We start from the raw sequence: 14,748 nt of genomic DNA, 5'->3' as shown, positions 1-14,748 counted from the left end.
TCGAAAACGCATGTGCTGCGCGCGGGATCGAACTGCTGCGTGACAAGACCAGCATCCGCTACGGCGATTCGATCCGGCAGTTCATGGACGAGATCGGCGCCGGTAGGCATGTCGTGCTGGTGCTCAGCGAGGCTACTTCAAATCCGACTACTGCATGTACGAGTTGCGTCAGATCCACGAAAACAAGGCCTTCCGCCAGCGGGTGGTGGTCCAGACGTGGATATGAGACTAATATAGTGTATTATAATCAATATATTAGAGGTTATTATATCCACTTGAGGGACACCACCCGCCAGCGGGTAAATCCGATCGTTCTCTCGGGAACATGCTTCCACAAGCCGATCGACCGCATTCCCTACATCAAGTACTGGGAAAAGGAGATCGCAGACCTGCAGACGGCCATCAACGGACTCGGCGACCCGAAATACACGCTGGAGTTACGCAAGGATCTCGATGGCTACGCGGAATGCCGGCGGCTGATCGATGAACTGCAGAGCATCCTCGCGGACATGAATACCCTGACCGAAGAAGTTCATGTCGGCACCGATTTCGCCGCTCTGCTCGACAAAATACTGCCCCAGTCAACGGTCGCACCCCCGGACCCCTTCCGCATGCAGATCACCGACGAGATCCGCAAGATCCTGGCCTGCAGCAGCCGGCTCACCAACTCGCTGCAGACCACGATGCGCGATGCCGGGGTCGAACCCTCCGCCGACATGGCGGCCAGTTTGTGTGCGGTTGACCCGGAGCAAGCCCTCGAAGACCTGCTCTTTCCGGCGACGAAAAGTGCGCTGGCAGTGCTCGATCCACGACAGCCAGAGTTCGTCGACACCTGGAGCGTCGCCAAGTCGGTTCTCGCCTGGCTGAGCCTGCTTGCCGTCGACGGCGAGTGGCTTGGTCAGGCCAGCCGAAGCGCGCTGTCGGCCGGCAAGCTCGGTTTCGAGATCGTCGTCGAGACTCCATTCGGCGTCGAACTCGTCAGTTCCCGCTATCGACAGATTGCTCCGAGGCTGCGTGCTCAGAAAGGCACGTCGGAAGTGGTCGGGGACGAGTTGATCCCGCAGCCGCAGTATGAAACCGGCTGGAGTGACGAGGCTGCGCTCGACAAACTGATGCTTGAAGTTTGGGCACGGGTGTTTCCGGAGGAGTCGCGCTCGACGCTGTCGCCGAAAGATTTGCGGACGCTGAACAACGAGTTGCGCTTTCGCGACAAGCACAAGACTTTCCACCACTACATTCCGGTGCCTCTCGAACAGGCGAGCCGCCTCTGCCGGCCAGACTTCTACCAGAAACTGCTCGCCAAAGACAGACTCCCCGCGATCACCGTAATTTTCTTCAAGCCGTCCGGCGGCACCCCTGCCCTGCTGGTCAGCGATGAAGACTACTTCAGAACCGTGATCCGGAACTTCCTGACCATTCCCGAACAGCTCGCCAGAAAGCCATGAACGCCACGATCATTCCCAGCATCCTCCTCGACGAGATCCCGCTGCCACAACGCGGTTCGTGGCCGGCGACGGTACACCGTTTCGACAAAAATTCGGCCTGGGCGGTACGTGCCGCGCTGGCGGCACAGCGGCCGCTGCTGGTACGTGGCGAGCCCGGCTCGGGCAATAGCCAGTTGGCGCGCGCGGCCGCCGAGGTCCTGAAACGGCTGTTCGTCGCCGAAGTGGTGCATGCGCGCAGCGAAAGCCAGGACCTGCAGTGGCGCTTCGACGCACTCGGCCGGCTTGGCGATGCTCAGGCGATGGGCACCGGTCACCACAGCCCGGAAGAGGTCCGCCGCCGCCTCGACCAGCGCAACTATCTGAGCCCCGGCGCGCTGTGGTGGGTGTTCAACTGGCATTCGGCCGTAGCTCAGCACGAGCGCGGCGGTGGCCAGACCGCACGACCGCAGCCGCCAGCAGGCTGGTCGCCGGGCAAGGGCTGCGTCCTGCTGATCGACGAGATCGACAAGGCCGAAGCCGACCTGCCCAACGGCCTGCTGGAAACACTCGGCAACGGCGCGTTCACCGTTCCCTGGCTCGATGAGCCGGTGAGCGCTGCCGAGGGAACACCAACGCCTCTGGTGGTGATCACGACCAACGAGGAACGCGAACTACCGGCCGCCTTCGTCCGCCGCTGCCTGGTGCTGAATCTGCAAATGCCGAAATCCGAGCACGAATTCACCGCCGCGCTGATCGCCCGCGGCAAGCTGCATTTCAAGCAGCGCTGTGCCGATGATGTGTATCGCAATGCCGCCGGCCAGCTGTGGCAAGACCGGCAGGTCGCCGAAGACCAGGGACTGCAAGGGCCGGGGCATGCCGAGTACATCGACCTGCTGCGCGTCGTCGTCACGCTCGAAGACGATCCGACGAAACAGCCGGCGCTGCTCGGCAAGGTGCAGGACTTCGCCCTCAGAAAACACCCGCCGGCCGGCTGATGATACCGCTACGCACTCGGACCGCCGTCGGCCGCGCCGATCTGCTGCGCGTTTATGCCGAACAGGGCGAGCAGGCGCTCGAACAGGCGGCGGGGGCGCTGGGTTACGATCGACAGGAGGCACCGCCGCTGGTGACTGCCTTCGCGAATGTCAGCATCTCGCCCTTTGTCATGGCCTTTGCCGAAACTTTCTCACCGCTACCCGAACGCCCGGCGACGCTTCCTGCCGCCCGCTTCTTCCACGTCACCGAACACCGGCAGACCGACCCTCAGCCCGGCGACGGACCGAACGGCGCGCCGCCGTGGCTCGCCGACGCGCAGGTGCTGAGCGAGGACAGCCGCCCTCCTCCCGGCTCGGTGCGGCTGCCTGTACCGCAACCCTTGACGCGCTGGTCGCGGCTGTGGCCCTTCCTGCGGCGCACGCTCGGCCAAACGGTCGATTCGCGCCAGCCCGACCTGCCGCGCCTCGTCGACCGGCTGACGCGCGGCGAGGTGCTGCATCGCATCCCGATGCTCCGCCGCCACGGCTGGAGTCCGCGAATTGCCATCCTCGCCGACTACAACCGCCAGACACAGCCGTTTCACAGGGATTTCAACCGCCTCTGCCGCGCGCCCTCGAAAAGCGCCACGGCCAACTCGGACTCGATCGGCGCGTGCTCGCCAGCGAGCCCGGCCGGCAACCGCTCGTCCGGCGGCCGCTGCAGAGCGCGACGCAGCACTGGCAGGTGCCGCCTGCGGCGACACCCTTGCTGATTCTCAGCGACCTCGGCCTGCTCGACGGCACCCCCGAAACGCTGCTCGGCTGGCAAAGGTTCGGCGGCCGCTTGCGCAGCGCCGCGTGCCCGGCGCTGGTCCTCTGTCCGGTTCCCGCCGAGCTGCTCCCGTCTAGTCTGCAGAGCTGCTTCGAGATCGTCGAATGGGACCGGCATAGCCTGCTGCGCCGCTCGACGGCAGGCGCACCGCCGGCTAGAACTGCCGCCGAGCACAGCGCGGCGGCGGTCGAACAACTGCTCAGTCTGCTCGCACCGGCGATAGTTTTCGAACCGCCTCTGCTGCGCGCGATGCGCCATTTGCTGCCGGCCGCTGAAGCCGACGTGCTGGCCGAAGCGATGCTCTGGCAGCATCCGGACGTGCTCGCCGGTGTGCAGGGCTGCCAGTTTGCCGGGCTGGGGGCGATCGAGAAATACCAGAGCCGCTTCGCCCAGCTCCCGCCCGAGCAGCAAAACGTGGCCGTCGGTTTGATCATTGCCCACCATGCCGGCCTGCCTGAATCGGTACGGCTGGCCGAACTGGCTACCTGCTGGCGGCTGGCACCGACGAGCCTGTCAGCCGCCGCAGCGCAGGCCATCGAGCAATGGCAGCACGCCATCGCCCGGACGGCTCTCGAGCGTGGCGATTCGCCAGGACTGCAGCAGTGGTTGCGCCGCCACGTCGGCCGCCAGAGCGACGAAGTGTTCGCTGAAGACGAAGCCCAGGCCGCGCTCTGGGCACTCGCGCAGCGTGAACGCCTGGCGCGCGGCGAAGTGGTCGAGTTGCCGGCCGGCGTCCGCCAGGAGGCAGTGCGTTTCTTCCTCGACCCCGAGCCTGCCCGTCACCGAATCGCCTGCGCTTTGCGGCAACGCGGCGCGGAACTGCGGCTCGAACCGCTCGACAGGAAGGTTCCTGAACTGCCGGAAGGGGGTAGCCATTACGCCGACCTGATGCTCGTCGACGGCGGCGTTTTCGTGCGCGTCATCCGTTCAGCGGCGACGGCAGCGTCTGCTGCAGTCTACGTCGCCGCTGCTGCGCTGCCGCAAATCATCGCCCGGCTGACACGCGACGTCGAGCGCATCGAACTGCATTCGCGACACATCGACCTCACGGTCAGCGCGCTCGAAAGGCCGCCGTGGGCACGCACGCTCGGGCGCGACGCATGCGGCCTGTATGCCGAGGTGATCTGGTTCGGCGAGCGCTGCCGTCTCGACTGGCAAGCGCCACAGGCCGGAGAGGCCGGCCGCTGGAGCAGCGAGCAGGCACTCGGTGTCGATGGCTACGGGCTGTTCGGCGAAATCAGCGTCGGCGGCGTCAGCCAGCGCTTCCGCTGGATCCCCAAAGGAACCTTCCTAATGGGGTCGCCGGTAAGCGAGCTGGAACGTGGCGATGACGAAGTGCAACACTCGGTAACGCTGAACCGCGGCTTCTGGCTCGCCGACACCGCTTGCACGCAGGCTTTGTGGCAAGAGGTAATGGGAAAGAATCCGAGTGAATTCCTCGATGATCCGCGCAATCCGGTCGAGAACGTCAGTTGGGATGATGTTCAGAGGTTCGTCGCCAAACTCAACCACCTCCAGCCTAGCTTGAACACGAGATGCACGGTAATGTGCGGGAATGGTGTGCCGACTGGTACGGTGCATATCCAACGGCTGCACCGCTTGACCCAGAGGGGTCGTCGACACGCTCCCGCGTGTTGCGCGGCGGCTCGTGGTGCGACGTTGGCGGGGCAACGCGTTGTGCCGTAAGGTATTGGAGCATGCCTGGCAAGCGCGACCACAGTGTTGGGTTCCGGCTGGCCCTAGATCGAGACGAGTAGCTGGGCCGAGGAACGAAGCCCAACACCACCGCGAACGGAGCAACCCATGGACTATCACTGCGCGAACACTCCCGGCGGAACCTGCGTCTTCACCGTCAACCTCGCCGACCGAGACTCCGATACCCTGGTACGCCACATCGAAACGCTGCGCACGGCGATGACCACAGTCCGCAAGGCACACCCGTTCAAACTCCTGGCCATGGTCGTTCTTCCGGAACATCTGCACGCGATCTGGCGGCTTCCCGCGGGCGACGCCAACTTCGCTCTCCGCTGGTCGCTGATCAAGTCTGGTTTTTCGCGAAGCCTGCCAAGGAGCGAAGCCATCAGCCCCAGCCGGCAGAACAAGGGCGAGCGCGGCATCTGGCAATGGCGCTACTGGGAACACCAGATCCGTCACCCAACCGATCTCGAACGGCATATCGACTACATCCATTACAATCCGGTAAAGCACGGCTGGGTCAAGCAACCGACCGACTGGCCGCACTCGACGCTGCATGCGTACATCGAACGAGGGATCGTCGGCACTGACTGGGGGCGGAGTTGAGAAGAGCGGCGTCGTGAGGGGCCAGGCAACGGTGAATGGTGTTGGGCTTCGCAAGCTCAGCCCAACCTACGCCTGCGTCGCGATGGGCTAGCCATCGGGCGCAACCGGGAGAACGCATTGCCGGGCACGGGCAAAGCCATGGGCAAGGATGCCACCTTCGAGGGTGCAACGAAATTCGCACTCGACGTAGGCCCGAACCGAGTCGCCTGGCTGAGAGCCACAGGAAAGTTCAAGCCAAGTCGCCAGGTGGGTCTGCACGGTGCGCTAGAGCAGGGTGCGCTCGGGTTGGCGGCGGCGATAGCGCGCGATTTGTTGTTGATTGGTTTTCCTGGCTGAAATTGCAGACATAGAGATCCAGCGTCACCGCCTGGGCCTCCGGCCAGGTATGGACGGCCAGATGCAACTCGGCAAGCACCACCGCACCGGTCGCACCGGCCGGCTCCAGGGCGCTGCCGAACTGGTGGCAGAGCAGCCCGACGGGCGTCAGCCCCGGCGTCGAACAGACCGCCAGGCAAAGCTCCCGCAGCGCCTCCGCGTCATCGAGCAGGCGCGCTTCGCAGCGGCAGTCGTAGAGTGGTGTCTTTTCCTCTTCCAGCAGCGCGTAGGGTGCAATAAGCGAAGCGCATTGCACTCTACGCCCAGAGATCCGCCAGGGGAAACGCAACCGCATCGAAGGGCGCGACGCGTACCGCGGCGTCATCCTGCAGCGAGGCGATCAGCAGCCAGTGACCCTGGCGCAAGGCAAAGGCTTCGAGCGTGTGCGCCTCGGGATCGACCAGCCAGGCGTAAGCGACGCCATGGCGGGCGTAGAACGGTAGCTTGACGATGCGGTCCCGGCGCGCGCTGGTCGGCGAGAGAATTTCACAGACCCAGTCCGGAACGACTTCGAAGCGCTGGTCGTCGGGTACCCGCGGCATGCGTTCGCGCCGCCAGCCGGCGAGGTCGGGCACCGCCACTTCGCTATCGCGAACGAAGTGCACTTCCGGTTCCGGAATGATCCACCAGCCGCCGGGGCCGTTGCGACCGAAGTCGTAAGGCCCGCCGAGGTCGACATTGAGTGCCCGCTCGGCCAGACCATGGCGGCCGCTCGGACGGGGCTGGGCGTGCAACTGGCCGTCGATGAGCTCGCCGGTCAGGTTTTCGGGCAAAGCGCAGAGTTGCTCGTAGAGGGAGGCACGGTTCGGCGCGGGCAGGGCGGTCATCGGGGTCTCCTTCGGAAGGTTCATCTTAAAGCTGCGGCGCCTCGCTCAGGAAGCCGCCAGCCTCTCGCGCAGCGCTTCGATGCGCTGGCGATTGACACCGAAATCGCGGCTCCCGACGCGCGACGAGGAACGTAGCTGTATCATGCCGCTCGCCGGGTCGAACCAGAACTCCGCGTCGTCGACGAACTTCATCACTCGCGTGGTGAACTGCACGTAGAGGTAGTCGGCGCGGCTGTCGACAAGAGTGACGTCTGGCAGAGACTGAAGCACGTTCTTCAGCTTGGCCAGCGTTGCCGGCCCATCGCCGCGCAGGGCCAGCGGCGCGATGTCGGCATACTCGCGCTGCGGATGGCCGGGCCAGAGCAGGGCCTGGCTGCTCACACTGTTGGCGGTTTCCGATGGTTTCTTGAGCTTGCCCTCGCGCACGCCCAGGTCAGCGGGAGGTGTTCCCTTGAGCAGGCCGAGCTGCCCGGCCAGCAACGCCAGCGCAGCGATCGCCGCTACACCGATCCCGATCCACTTGATGATCTGCACGTCAACTCTCCGCTGGCTGAATGAGGTGTCCATTCTATCCTGTGCGCCTGTTTGAGTCTGATCGCCGGCCTGCAGGTGCTGGCCAAGGGCGACGTCGAAAGCGCGCGGCTGGCAGCCTTTGCCGACGCGCATCTCGTCTGTCTTCTGGAGTACAGACGGTGAGCCCTTTTTTTGCTATTTTCGGACCGGTCGGTCCATAATTTCAGGAGTTCACGATGTCCGTAGCACACCACAGCAGCGCTGATGTATCCATATTGACCGATCTCTTTCAGCCTTACCGCATGGGGTCGCTGACCCTCGCCAATCGTCTTGTCATGGCGCCGCTGACGCGTAGCCGTGCGCTGCTTGGCGACGTACCGGGCCCGCTCTCCGTCACCTGCTACGCCCAGTGCGCCAGCGCCGGCCTGATCATCAGCGAGGCGTCGCAAATCTCGCCGCAGGGCAAGGGCTACATCCAGACGCCGGGGATCTACAGCGCCGAGCAGGTTGCCGGCTGGAAACGGGTGACCGACGCGGTGCATGCCAGGTGCGGCAAGATCGTCATTCAGCTCTGGCACGTCGGGCGCATCTCGCACCCGGACCTGCAGGAAGGTGGCGACCAGCATGGCTACACCGACTACCCCTTCCTCGACACCGCCGCCTGAATCACAGAATCCAAGGAACCTTCCATGCAGAATTTCACCTTTCACAATCCGACCCGCATCCTTTTCGGCCAGGGCCGCATTGCCGACATCGCTGCCGAAATTCCGGCCGGCGCGCGCGTCCTGATCACCTACGGCGGCGGTAGCGTCGTCAGGAGCGGGACGCTCGACGAAGTCAAGGCCGCGCTGAAGCACTTCGCGGTCTTCGAGTTCGCCGGCATCGAACCCAACCCGACTTACGAAACGCTGATGCAGGCCGTTGCCCTCGCGCGTCGCGAGAAGGTAGACTTCCTGCTCGCGGTGGGCGGCGGCTCGGTGATCGACGGCACCAAATTCATCGCCGCCGCGATTCCTTTCGCCGGCGACCCGTGGGATATGCTGGCCAAGCGCGCTGCGGTGACTAGCGCGATTGCTTTCGGCAGCGTCCTCACCCTGCCGGCGACCGGATCGGAGATGAACAACGGCGCCGTGATCACCCGCCGCGCGAGCAACGACAAGCTGGCCTTCCTCAACGACCGGCTCTTCCCCCGCTTCTCGGTCCTCGACCCGAGCAAGACCTTCACGCTGCCGCCGCGCCAGGTGGCCAACGGCGTCGTCGACGCTTTCGTACACATCGCCGAGCAATACCTCACCTACCCGGCCGACGCCAAGGTGCAGGACCGCTTCGCCGAAGGCCTGCTGCTGACCCTGATCGAAGAAGGCCCGCGCGCATTGCGCGAGCCGGAGAATTACGCGGTGCGCGCCAACCTGATGTGGACCGCCACGCTGGCCCTGAACGGCCTGATCGGTGCCGGCGTTCCGCAGGATTGGGCGACGCACATGCTCGGACACGAACTCACCGTTCTGCACGGTCTCGACCATGCGCAGACGCTCGCGGTGGTTCTGCCGGCGATGCTGCAGGTGCGGCGTGAGGAAAAGCGCGACAAGCTGTTGCAGTACGCCGACCGCGTCTGGGGCTTGCGCGAAGGCGACGCCGAAGCGCGCATCGATCAAGCCATCGTGCGCACGCGGCTGTTCTTCGAATCGCTGCAGGTGCCGACCAGGCTTTCCGGCTACGGGATCGGTGTCGAGGCCATCGCACCGCTGGTAGCGCAACTGAAGCGGCATGGCATGGTCGCTCTGGGCGAGCATCGCAGCGTCGACCTCGCGTGTGCGCAGCAGGTCTACGAACTCGCTGCCTGAGCGGATGACGGCCGAGCGCACTTCTGATGACCGAGGAAAGCTGGGCCTTCGCCGAGCGCAGTGTGCTCGGTGAACCGCTACGGCCAGCCTTGCCTTCTCAGGGCGTATGCATTCCGAGTGGGAATGCCCTGACTGCGTTACCATTCCTGCTCGCTGCATTTTCTCCCTGTTTTGGCCGCAACGGAGATATCTTTGATCCAGTTTTGTGCGCTGCTTTGTGTGGAACAAACGGCATCAACATTCAGCTTGTTCGGGACGATACCTAATTCCCTAATCCGCTGGCCTACCTCGGCTTCGCAGATTTTACGCTGTTCGGAGAAATCCAGGGCGTCAAGAAGTGAAAGCATACGCTTGCCTTTTGACAGGACATAGCACGTATAGCTCTCCCCCAGCGCGCCATCTAACACATAGCGGCGAAGCTTCGCCAGCTCTGCGTCGGCCCTTCTTGAAGACCTTTCGCCAATAAAAGCAAGCCCCAACTCGCTGCCACGGCAAGAGACTAACGACTGATACGTTCCGGGGGCAACACTTGAAAGCATAATATCGTTGAGGAGACAGTAGCGAGCGTGTGAGATCAGGCGATCCTCTCGATCCTCAGCAGCTATAGCGACCGATGATAGATTCGGCTGGTTCAATAGGGCCGCTAGCACGAGGGCAAATGTGTTCCGCATGTTAATCTGTCACCAGGAGAATGCTACCGGTTTCGCTGTCAATCAACTGGTTCAGTGTAAGCGTTTAGCCCCCTACGACACTTACCCAGCAGGTTGGCGCGGAGTTGAGCCGTTGAGCACAGCGCTTGCCAGCGCAGGACGGTCTGGGTATCTTATCGCGGCAGTGAGGGTGTGATCGTATCCCGTGGAGCCAATGAGTGTACCTGAGCGACTTTGATCTTCAGCAACTGGATGAGCAGAAGCGGATGGCGTTACCGGCAGAGCGGAAAGATGGCTTGCTGGTGAAGTTGCTGTGGGATTTGAAAGAGGCGCGGGAACGGCTCAAAGCGAACTCCCAGACGAGTTCTCGGCCACCGCGCAGTGACCCACCGTGGCACGGGGCAGTCTCCCGGGAGGCAGACTCGGAAGCCTCTGGGAAGGCAGACAATCCAGAGGATCCCGATGCAGACGAGGATCGTGCGGCAAGCGCGGTGAGGAATGCCGAGCCGCAGGGCCTTGCCACACCGGCGGAGGCAGACACGCCGGGCGGCGCGGCGGCCGGCCCTACCAAGAAAGCGGGGCGACCGCCCGGGGCCGCAGGCCATAGCCGGCAGGTGACCTTGCCGATCAACGACACGGTGATCCATGCTCCGGAATCCTGCGTGCGCTGCGGTGAGGCGCTGGATCCGGCCGGGTTTGTCGCGCATGGCGGGCGGTATGTCCTGGATCTCGATACCGACCGGAATGCGGAGCTCCCCGGCTTGCGGATACGCCATGACAAACATCTCTACGGGGAAATTGCCTGTGGCCAATGTGGGCATGTCAATCGCAGCGAGCCCGGCCGCTGCCGAGCCGAGCCCGGGTGGAGCGTCGGCCTGAGCGAATGGCATCTCGTCGGGCCGATGCTGGTCAGCCTGCTGGTGTGTTTCTCCCACCGCATGCACCTGTCGCGTCGGCGGACGCAGGAATTTCTGCGAGACTGGCTGGGCGTCGCGCTCTCCACCAGCACAATCAACCAGTGTATCCACGAAGCCGGTCGGGCGGTCGAGTCGATTGAAGAACAGTTGGTCGAAGAACTGCAGCAGGAAGTCTTGACCCATGCCGATGAAACACCGTGGAAGGAATGGGGCCAGTTGCTGTGGCTGTGGGTGCTCGTCACGCCGACGATCTGCCTGTACTTCATTGGCCACCGCAGCAAGGAAATCCTGGAGAACGTCTTTAGCGACCGGTTTGTCGGCTGGCTGATGAGCGATGGCTACAAGGTGTATCGCCGGTTCCAGAAGCGGCTGCGCTGTTGGGCGCACGGGTTGCGCAAGGCCGAGGGACTCAAAGCAAGCCTGAGCACCGAGGCGCGGGCCTTTGGACAGGCCACCCACGACCTCCTCAACGAGCTGATGATCGCGATTGATGAAGCGCGAGAAGGTCCGCCGGTGGATCTCACTCCCCGCTTCCACGAGCGCTTGGAGTCCTTCCGTGAGCTCTGCGAAAAGCACCAGGATTCGGTCCATGAGAAGACCCGCGCACTGGCGCGCGAATTTCTCAATGACTGGGAAGCGTTCTGGATCGTCGTCGTCCATCCCTATCTGCCGTTGACCAATCACGAAGCGGAACGAGCCTTGCGGCACTGGGTCATCGCCCGGCTCCTCAGCCAGGGGACCCGAACCGAGCAGGGCACCCGTGCCTTTGCCCTGCTGGCCAGTGTCATCGACACCTGCCGGCGACGTCACATTCTGCCCTGGCCCTACCTGGCCAAGGTCATTGCCGAGCGGCGCAAAGGCAACTCAGCGCCCCCGCTACCGGCCGCCGCCTGATTGCGGGGCCCGCAATCGGTGGGGGCTAAACGGTTACCATAGATTCTTGCACAGCAATTCCCGGCATAAATCATTCAACCCATTGATTACAAATGACTCTCAAAATGCATGCACAGCTTTGGTGCGATAATTTATTATGTAAATTAATAGGTTAAGTCAGGCCGGGAATTACTGATTCTTGCACACAGATCTCGTCAGCCTTTTAGAGCCTCTCAGTCGGGATAACGCGCCGGCGGTGCAAAGCCTCTATTAGGATAGCCACATACTTCGCGACTTCTCCTTGGCTCATACATGCGGGAGCCGTCGCACCAGAACACAGTCGATGATACTCCGTCTGCACTGTCTTCTTCAGACGCCCCACGATTAATGGCCCTTTCGAGAGAATCGCTTCGGTGCGGCTTTCCCCGCCCCCCGCATCGATCCTAAGTAACGTCAGTTCGGGATAAGGAAGCTCGAAATGTAGCGCTAAGAGGTTGATGTGAAACGGATGAGCAGGAATGCTGTCTTGGCAAATTGGGTGCACAACCTGATCAACCACGTCACACGGAGGCTCTCATCATGGACGATCTTACCGAGACTTACTGCCTGATAGACGACTTTTACAAAGCGATCGAACCCCAACTGAACGCCCGGCTGCTGACCGATGGCAAGCGTCATCGGTCGAGAAAATGTAGCCTCTCCCTACCGGAATTGATGACGCTGGTGGTGCTGTTCCATCAGATTCGCTACCGGCAGTTCAAATCCTTCTATCTGAATCATGTGTGCCAACACCTGCGCGCCGAATTTCCCCAGCTTCCGACGTATCAGCGGTGTGTCGAGTTGCTACCACGCTGCGCAATAGCGCTGGCCGCCCTGTTCGAGGCGCTCACGGGCAAGTGCTCCGGAGTGTCGATTGCCGATTCGACCCCCATCGCCGTCTGCGAAAACCTGCGGATTTCTTCTCACCGGGTATTCCGGGGGATGGCGGCGCGGGGCAAGAGTTCTACCGGCTGGTTTTTCGGGTTCAAACTCCATCTGGTAATCAATCACTTGGGCGAGTTACTGGGTGTCAAACTCACGCCTGGCAATGTCGATGACCGCAAGCCCTTGTGCGACTTTGCCAATCGGCTCTTTGGCAAACTGTATGCCGACAAGGGCTATATCGCCAAGTGGCTGACTGCCTTCTTGAAGGACCTTGGCATTGATTTGGTGACCAAGGTCAAGAAAAACATGAAGCCCGTCGCCCTGACTCCCTTCGACGAGGCGATGCTACGGCAGCGATCCCTCGTGGAAACCGTCATCGACGAACTGAAAAATCTCTGTCAGGTAGAGCACACCCGCCATCGCTCGCCCATCAATTTCACCGTCAATTTGCTGGCCGGCCTCATCGCCTATTGCCTCATGCCAAACAAACCCAGACTGTCGCTGCAGGACATCCGCCGGCTCTCCAAACCCCCAAAACTTATCCCGAACTGACGTTAAGTACCACTGTGCGTGCTAATGCGTCTGTTGCTACTTTGGTCTTGGAGCGCTTCAGCTGCAAGAAAAGAAACTCCATTGACGACCCCAGCGCACTATGCGCTTCCATATCAAGGCTTGATTTCGATGTAAGCACTACAGCGATTTCGAAGATGAGCTGGCCAGCACTCCTGTCCTCATACTCATCGTTCTGGGAAGCTAGCGTAAAAGTGCACGCGACCAGCCCGAAAAGGAGTGTGATCAATCGAACACGCACAGCACGCTCCCAGGTTCCGAGTCAAGAAGCTCGTTCAGCTCCGAAATCGTGTTCGAAGTTGCTGTTACGCAGCCTTCTGAGCAGAACGGCGCCGTTGTTGAAGGGCCAAATGGATTCAGGCAGGTATGCGTCCGGAAGAGATCTCGACCGAACGGCTGTGAAGACAAAGGTGGCAAGGGAACGAGAGTACGACCACCAGGGCCTTGCCACTCGGTTGTCATAGCGGCGTGAGCCCCAGGATCTTTGCCCGGATGTTGTCATCCCAAGCGGCTTTCTTGCGCTTCATGCGCAAGCTGCATTTGGTCTTGTCGGTGCTATCCAGGCGTAGCAGGTTGAGCACGATCTTCTTCAGGAGGGAGAAATTTTGTGGGGCGTTGTCCTTTCGCACGGTGCTGGCATCCTCGTCGAAGGTGACGTCGAGAACCCAGTGAAGCCGGTTCTCGATGCCCCAGTGGGACCGGGTCGCTGCCGCAAGTTCTTCGGCAGTCAATTCACGAGAGATGATGTAGTAGCGCCGTTCAAGTTTCGACTCGTTGTCGCCGATCTTGCGCAGGGAGTCGATCAAACCGATCCTCTTGCATTTGGGCCAATCGGCGAGATCGACGACCCCTTTCGCGGGCAGCACCGAGGCGATTTGAGCGACGATTCGACCATGGGACTTGTGGACCTGGCGGTGGCGGTCGACCTCCTCCGATTGGTCATGGTCCATGAATTCAGCCTCGATGGCCGCCAACAGACTCGGTTGATTGCCTTTGACCGCCAGCAGGGAGTCACCCTCCTGGTCCGTGATTTGACGGGCGAAACTCTTCTGGCACCCCATGGCGTCGATGCTGACCAGCAACCCATTGATATAAAGCGCCTTGATGAGTTCCGGAATGGCGGTGATCTCATTGCTCTTGCTGGCCACCTTTTCCTGACCGAGAACAAGACCCCATTCCGTAGCGAAGGCGCTGACCATGTGAATGGCGCTCTCGCCGCCACTGCCCGACCCACGCACCGTCTTGCCATCGACCGCCATGACGCCTTTCAGGGCACCGACCACCCCAGCCACCCAGCGGCGGAACGCCGCCTCGAATTGCTTCGGGTCGAGGGCCTGGAAGATGCGCAGAAAAGTCTTCCCCGATGGAACTCCATTCCGGAGCACCAGGAATTCACGCAACCACGCCTCCTTCGTACGCCCCCACTCGGCGATGTCTTCGATCGTGTCACAGTCGGAGAGGATGGCGGAAATGGCAATCACGAGAATCTCCAGGAAGTCGTGCAGTGTTCCGTTGCTGGCTTTGCGTGGGTCGTCGATGTCACCCAAACAGCATACCAAGCTTGCCACCTTCGTCTTGATCATTTCTCGTGCCCAAAAGACGAGAGTAGACCCGATTTCTCGTTGGTTTACAAGAGGCCATCATACCACCATGAATGTTAAAGGTTTTTCTTGCACGAATATGATGAAAAAGAATATGCTATTCGAGTGTAAATTCCCTGGCCT

The 14,748-nt window shown here is 61.9% G+C and carries 13 protein-coding genes and 2 pseudogenes; 10 read left to right on the top strand and 5 right to left on the bottom strand.

Features of this window, described 5'->3' with window-relative positions; translation table 11 throughout:
- The first annotated feature begins 275 nt into the window (after positions 1–275).
- The 6 genes and pseudogenes from V5B59_RS11935 to V5B59_RS11910 all read left to right on the top strand — a co-directional run bounded on the left by V5B59_RS11935 (position 276) and on the right by V5B59_RS11910 (position 5,531).
- Positions 276–1,445, top strand: coding sequence for a hypothetical protein (locus tag V5B59_RS11935; protein ID WP_332351900.1), 1,170 nt, complete (start codon positions 276–278; stop codon positions 1,443–1,445).
- Positions 1,442–2,419: an AAA family ATPase gene (locus tag V5B59_RS11930; protein WP_169072012.1), complete on the top strand. Its 978-nt coding sequence runs from the start codon at positions 1,442–1,444 to the stop codon at positions 2,417–2,419. The genes V5B59_RS11935 and V5B59_RS11930 overlap by 4 nt, the downstream gene beginning before the upstream one ends.
- Positions 2,419–3,171 (top strand): hypothetical protein, encoded by a 753-nt coding sequence (locus V5B59_RS11925; protein WP_169072011.1) that lies wholly within the window; start codon positions 2,419–2,421, stop codon positions 3,169–3,171. Before V5B59_RS11930 ends, V5B59_RS11925 begins: the two co-directional genes overlap by 1 nt.
- 308 nt (positions 3,172–3,479) lie before the next feature.
- Positions 3,480–4,682 (top strand): annotated as a pseudogene (locus V5B59_RS11920) (hypothetical protein); the annotation flags it as partial.
- Between the two features lie 83 nt (positions 4,683–4,765).
- On the top strand, positions 4,766–4,987 hold the full coding sequence (locus V5B59_RS11915; RefSeq protein WP_248595086.1) for a formylglycine-generating enzyme family protein: 222 nt from the start codon (positions 4,766–4,768) through the stop codon (positions 4,985–4,987).
- A 46-nt stretch (positions 4,988–5,033) separates the two neighbouring features.
- Complete coding sequence (locus V5B59_RS11910) at positions 5,034–5,531, top strand: REP-associated tyrosine transposase (protein ID WP_169072010.1); 498 nt, start codon at positions 5,034–5,036, stop codon at positions 5,529–5,531.
- Positions 5,532–5,760: 229 nt separating this feature from the next.
- On the opposite strand, the gene V5B59_RS11905 is transcribed toward V5B59_RS11910, so the two are convergent.
- Genes V5B59_RS11905 through V5B59_RS11895 form a run of 3 tightly spaced genes read right to left on the bottom strand, consistent with a single transcriptional unit; the run spans position 5,761 to position 7,399 of the window.
- Positions 5,761–6,162, bottom strand: a complete 402-nt coding sequence (locus V5B59_RS11905; RefSeq protein ID WP_288129910.1) for an S-adenosylmethionine decarboxylase family protein — start codon at positions 6,160–6,162, stop codon at positions 5,761–5,763.
- A gap of 1 nt (position 6,163) precedes the next feature.
- Positions 6,164–6,733: a Uma2 family endonuclease gene (locus V5B59_RS11900; RefSeq protein WP_034917824.1), complete on the bottom strand. Its 570-nt coding sequence runs from the start codon at positions 6,731–6,733 to the stop codon at positions 6,164–6,166.
- A 45-nt stretch (positions 6,734–6,778) separates the two neighbouring features.
- A complete protein-coding gene (locus V5B59_RS11895) occupies positions 6,779–7,399 on the bottom strand; it encodes a DUF1499 domain-containing protein (protein WP_332351899.1) in 621 nt (206 codons plus the stop codon).
- Between the two features lie 83 nt (positions 7,400–7,482).
- Between V5B59_RS11895 and V5B59_RS11890 the strand changes: the two are divergent.
- Positions 7,483–7,863 (top strand): annotated as a pseudogene (locus tag V5B59_RS11890) (alkene reductase); the annotation flags it as partial.
- Between the two features lie 72 nt (positions 7,864–7,935).
- Positions 7,936–9,090 (top strand): iron-containing alcohol dehydrogenase, encoded by a 1,155-nt coding sequence (locus V5B59_RS11885; RefSeq protein WP_169072008.1) that lies wholly within the window; start codon positions 7,936–7,938, stop codon positions 9,088–9,090.
- Positions 9,091–9,227: 137 nt separating this feature from the next.
- On the opposite strand, the gene V5B59_RS11880 is transcribed toward V5B59_RS11885, so the two are convergent.
- Entirely contained in the window at positions 9,228–9,761 is a 534-nt protein-coding gene (locus V5B59_RS11880; RefSeq protein ID WP_169072007.1) for an Imm57 family immunity protein, read from the bottom strand.
- Between the two features lie 197 nt (positions 9,762–9,958).
- On the opposite strand from V5B59_RS11880, the gene tnpC reads away from it, so the two are divergent.
- Together tnpC and V5B59_RS11870 are read left to right on the top strand one after the other, a co-directional pair.
- On the top strand, positions 9,959–11,551 hold the full coding sequence (tnpC, locus tag V5B59_RS11875) for an IS66 family transposase (protein ID WP_169072006.1): 1,593 nt from the start codon (positions 9,959–9,961) through the stop codon (positions 11,549–11,551).
- A 558-nt stretch (positions 11,552–12,109) separates the two neighbouring features.
- Positions 12,110–13,006 carry an IS982 family transposase gene (locus V5B59_RS11870; protein ID WP_169072019.1) on the top strand — a complete coding sequence of 299 codons (897 nt, stop codon included), beginning with the start codon at positions 12,110–12,112 and terminating at the stop codon, positions 13,004–13,006.
- A gap of 476 nt (positions 13,007–13,482) precedes the next feature.
- On the opposite strand, the gene V5B59_RS11865 is transcribed toward V5B59_RS11870, so the two are convergent.
- Positions 13,483–14,607 carry an ISAs1 family transposase gene (locus V5B59_RS11865; protein ID WP_169072005.1) on the bottom strand — a complete coding sequence of 375 codons (1,125 nt, stop codon included), beginning with the start codon at positions 14,605–14,607 and terminating at the stop codon, positions 13,483–13,485.
- Between the last annotated feature and the right edge of the window lie 141 nt (positions 14,608–14,748).

Source organism: Candidatus Accumulibacter contiguus (genome assembly GCF_036625285.1).
In the GTDB taxonomy this organism is placed as follows: Bacteria; Pseudomonadota; Gammaproteobacteria; order Burkholderiales; family Rhodocyclaceae; genus Accumulibacter; species Accumulibacter contiguus.
This window is presented reverse-complemented; position numbering and strand designations above follow the sequence as displayed.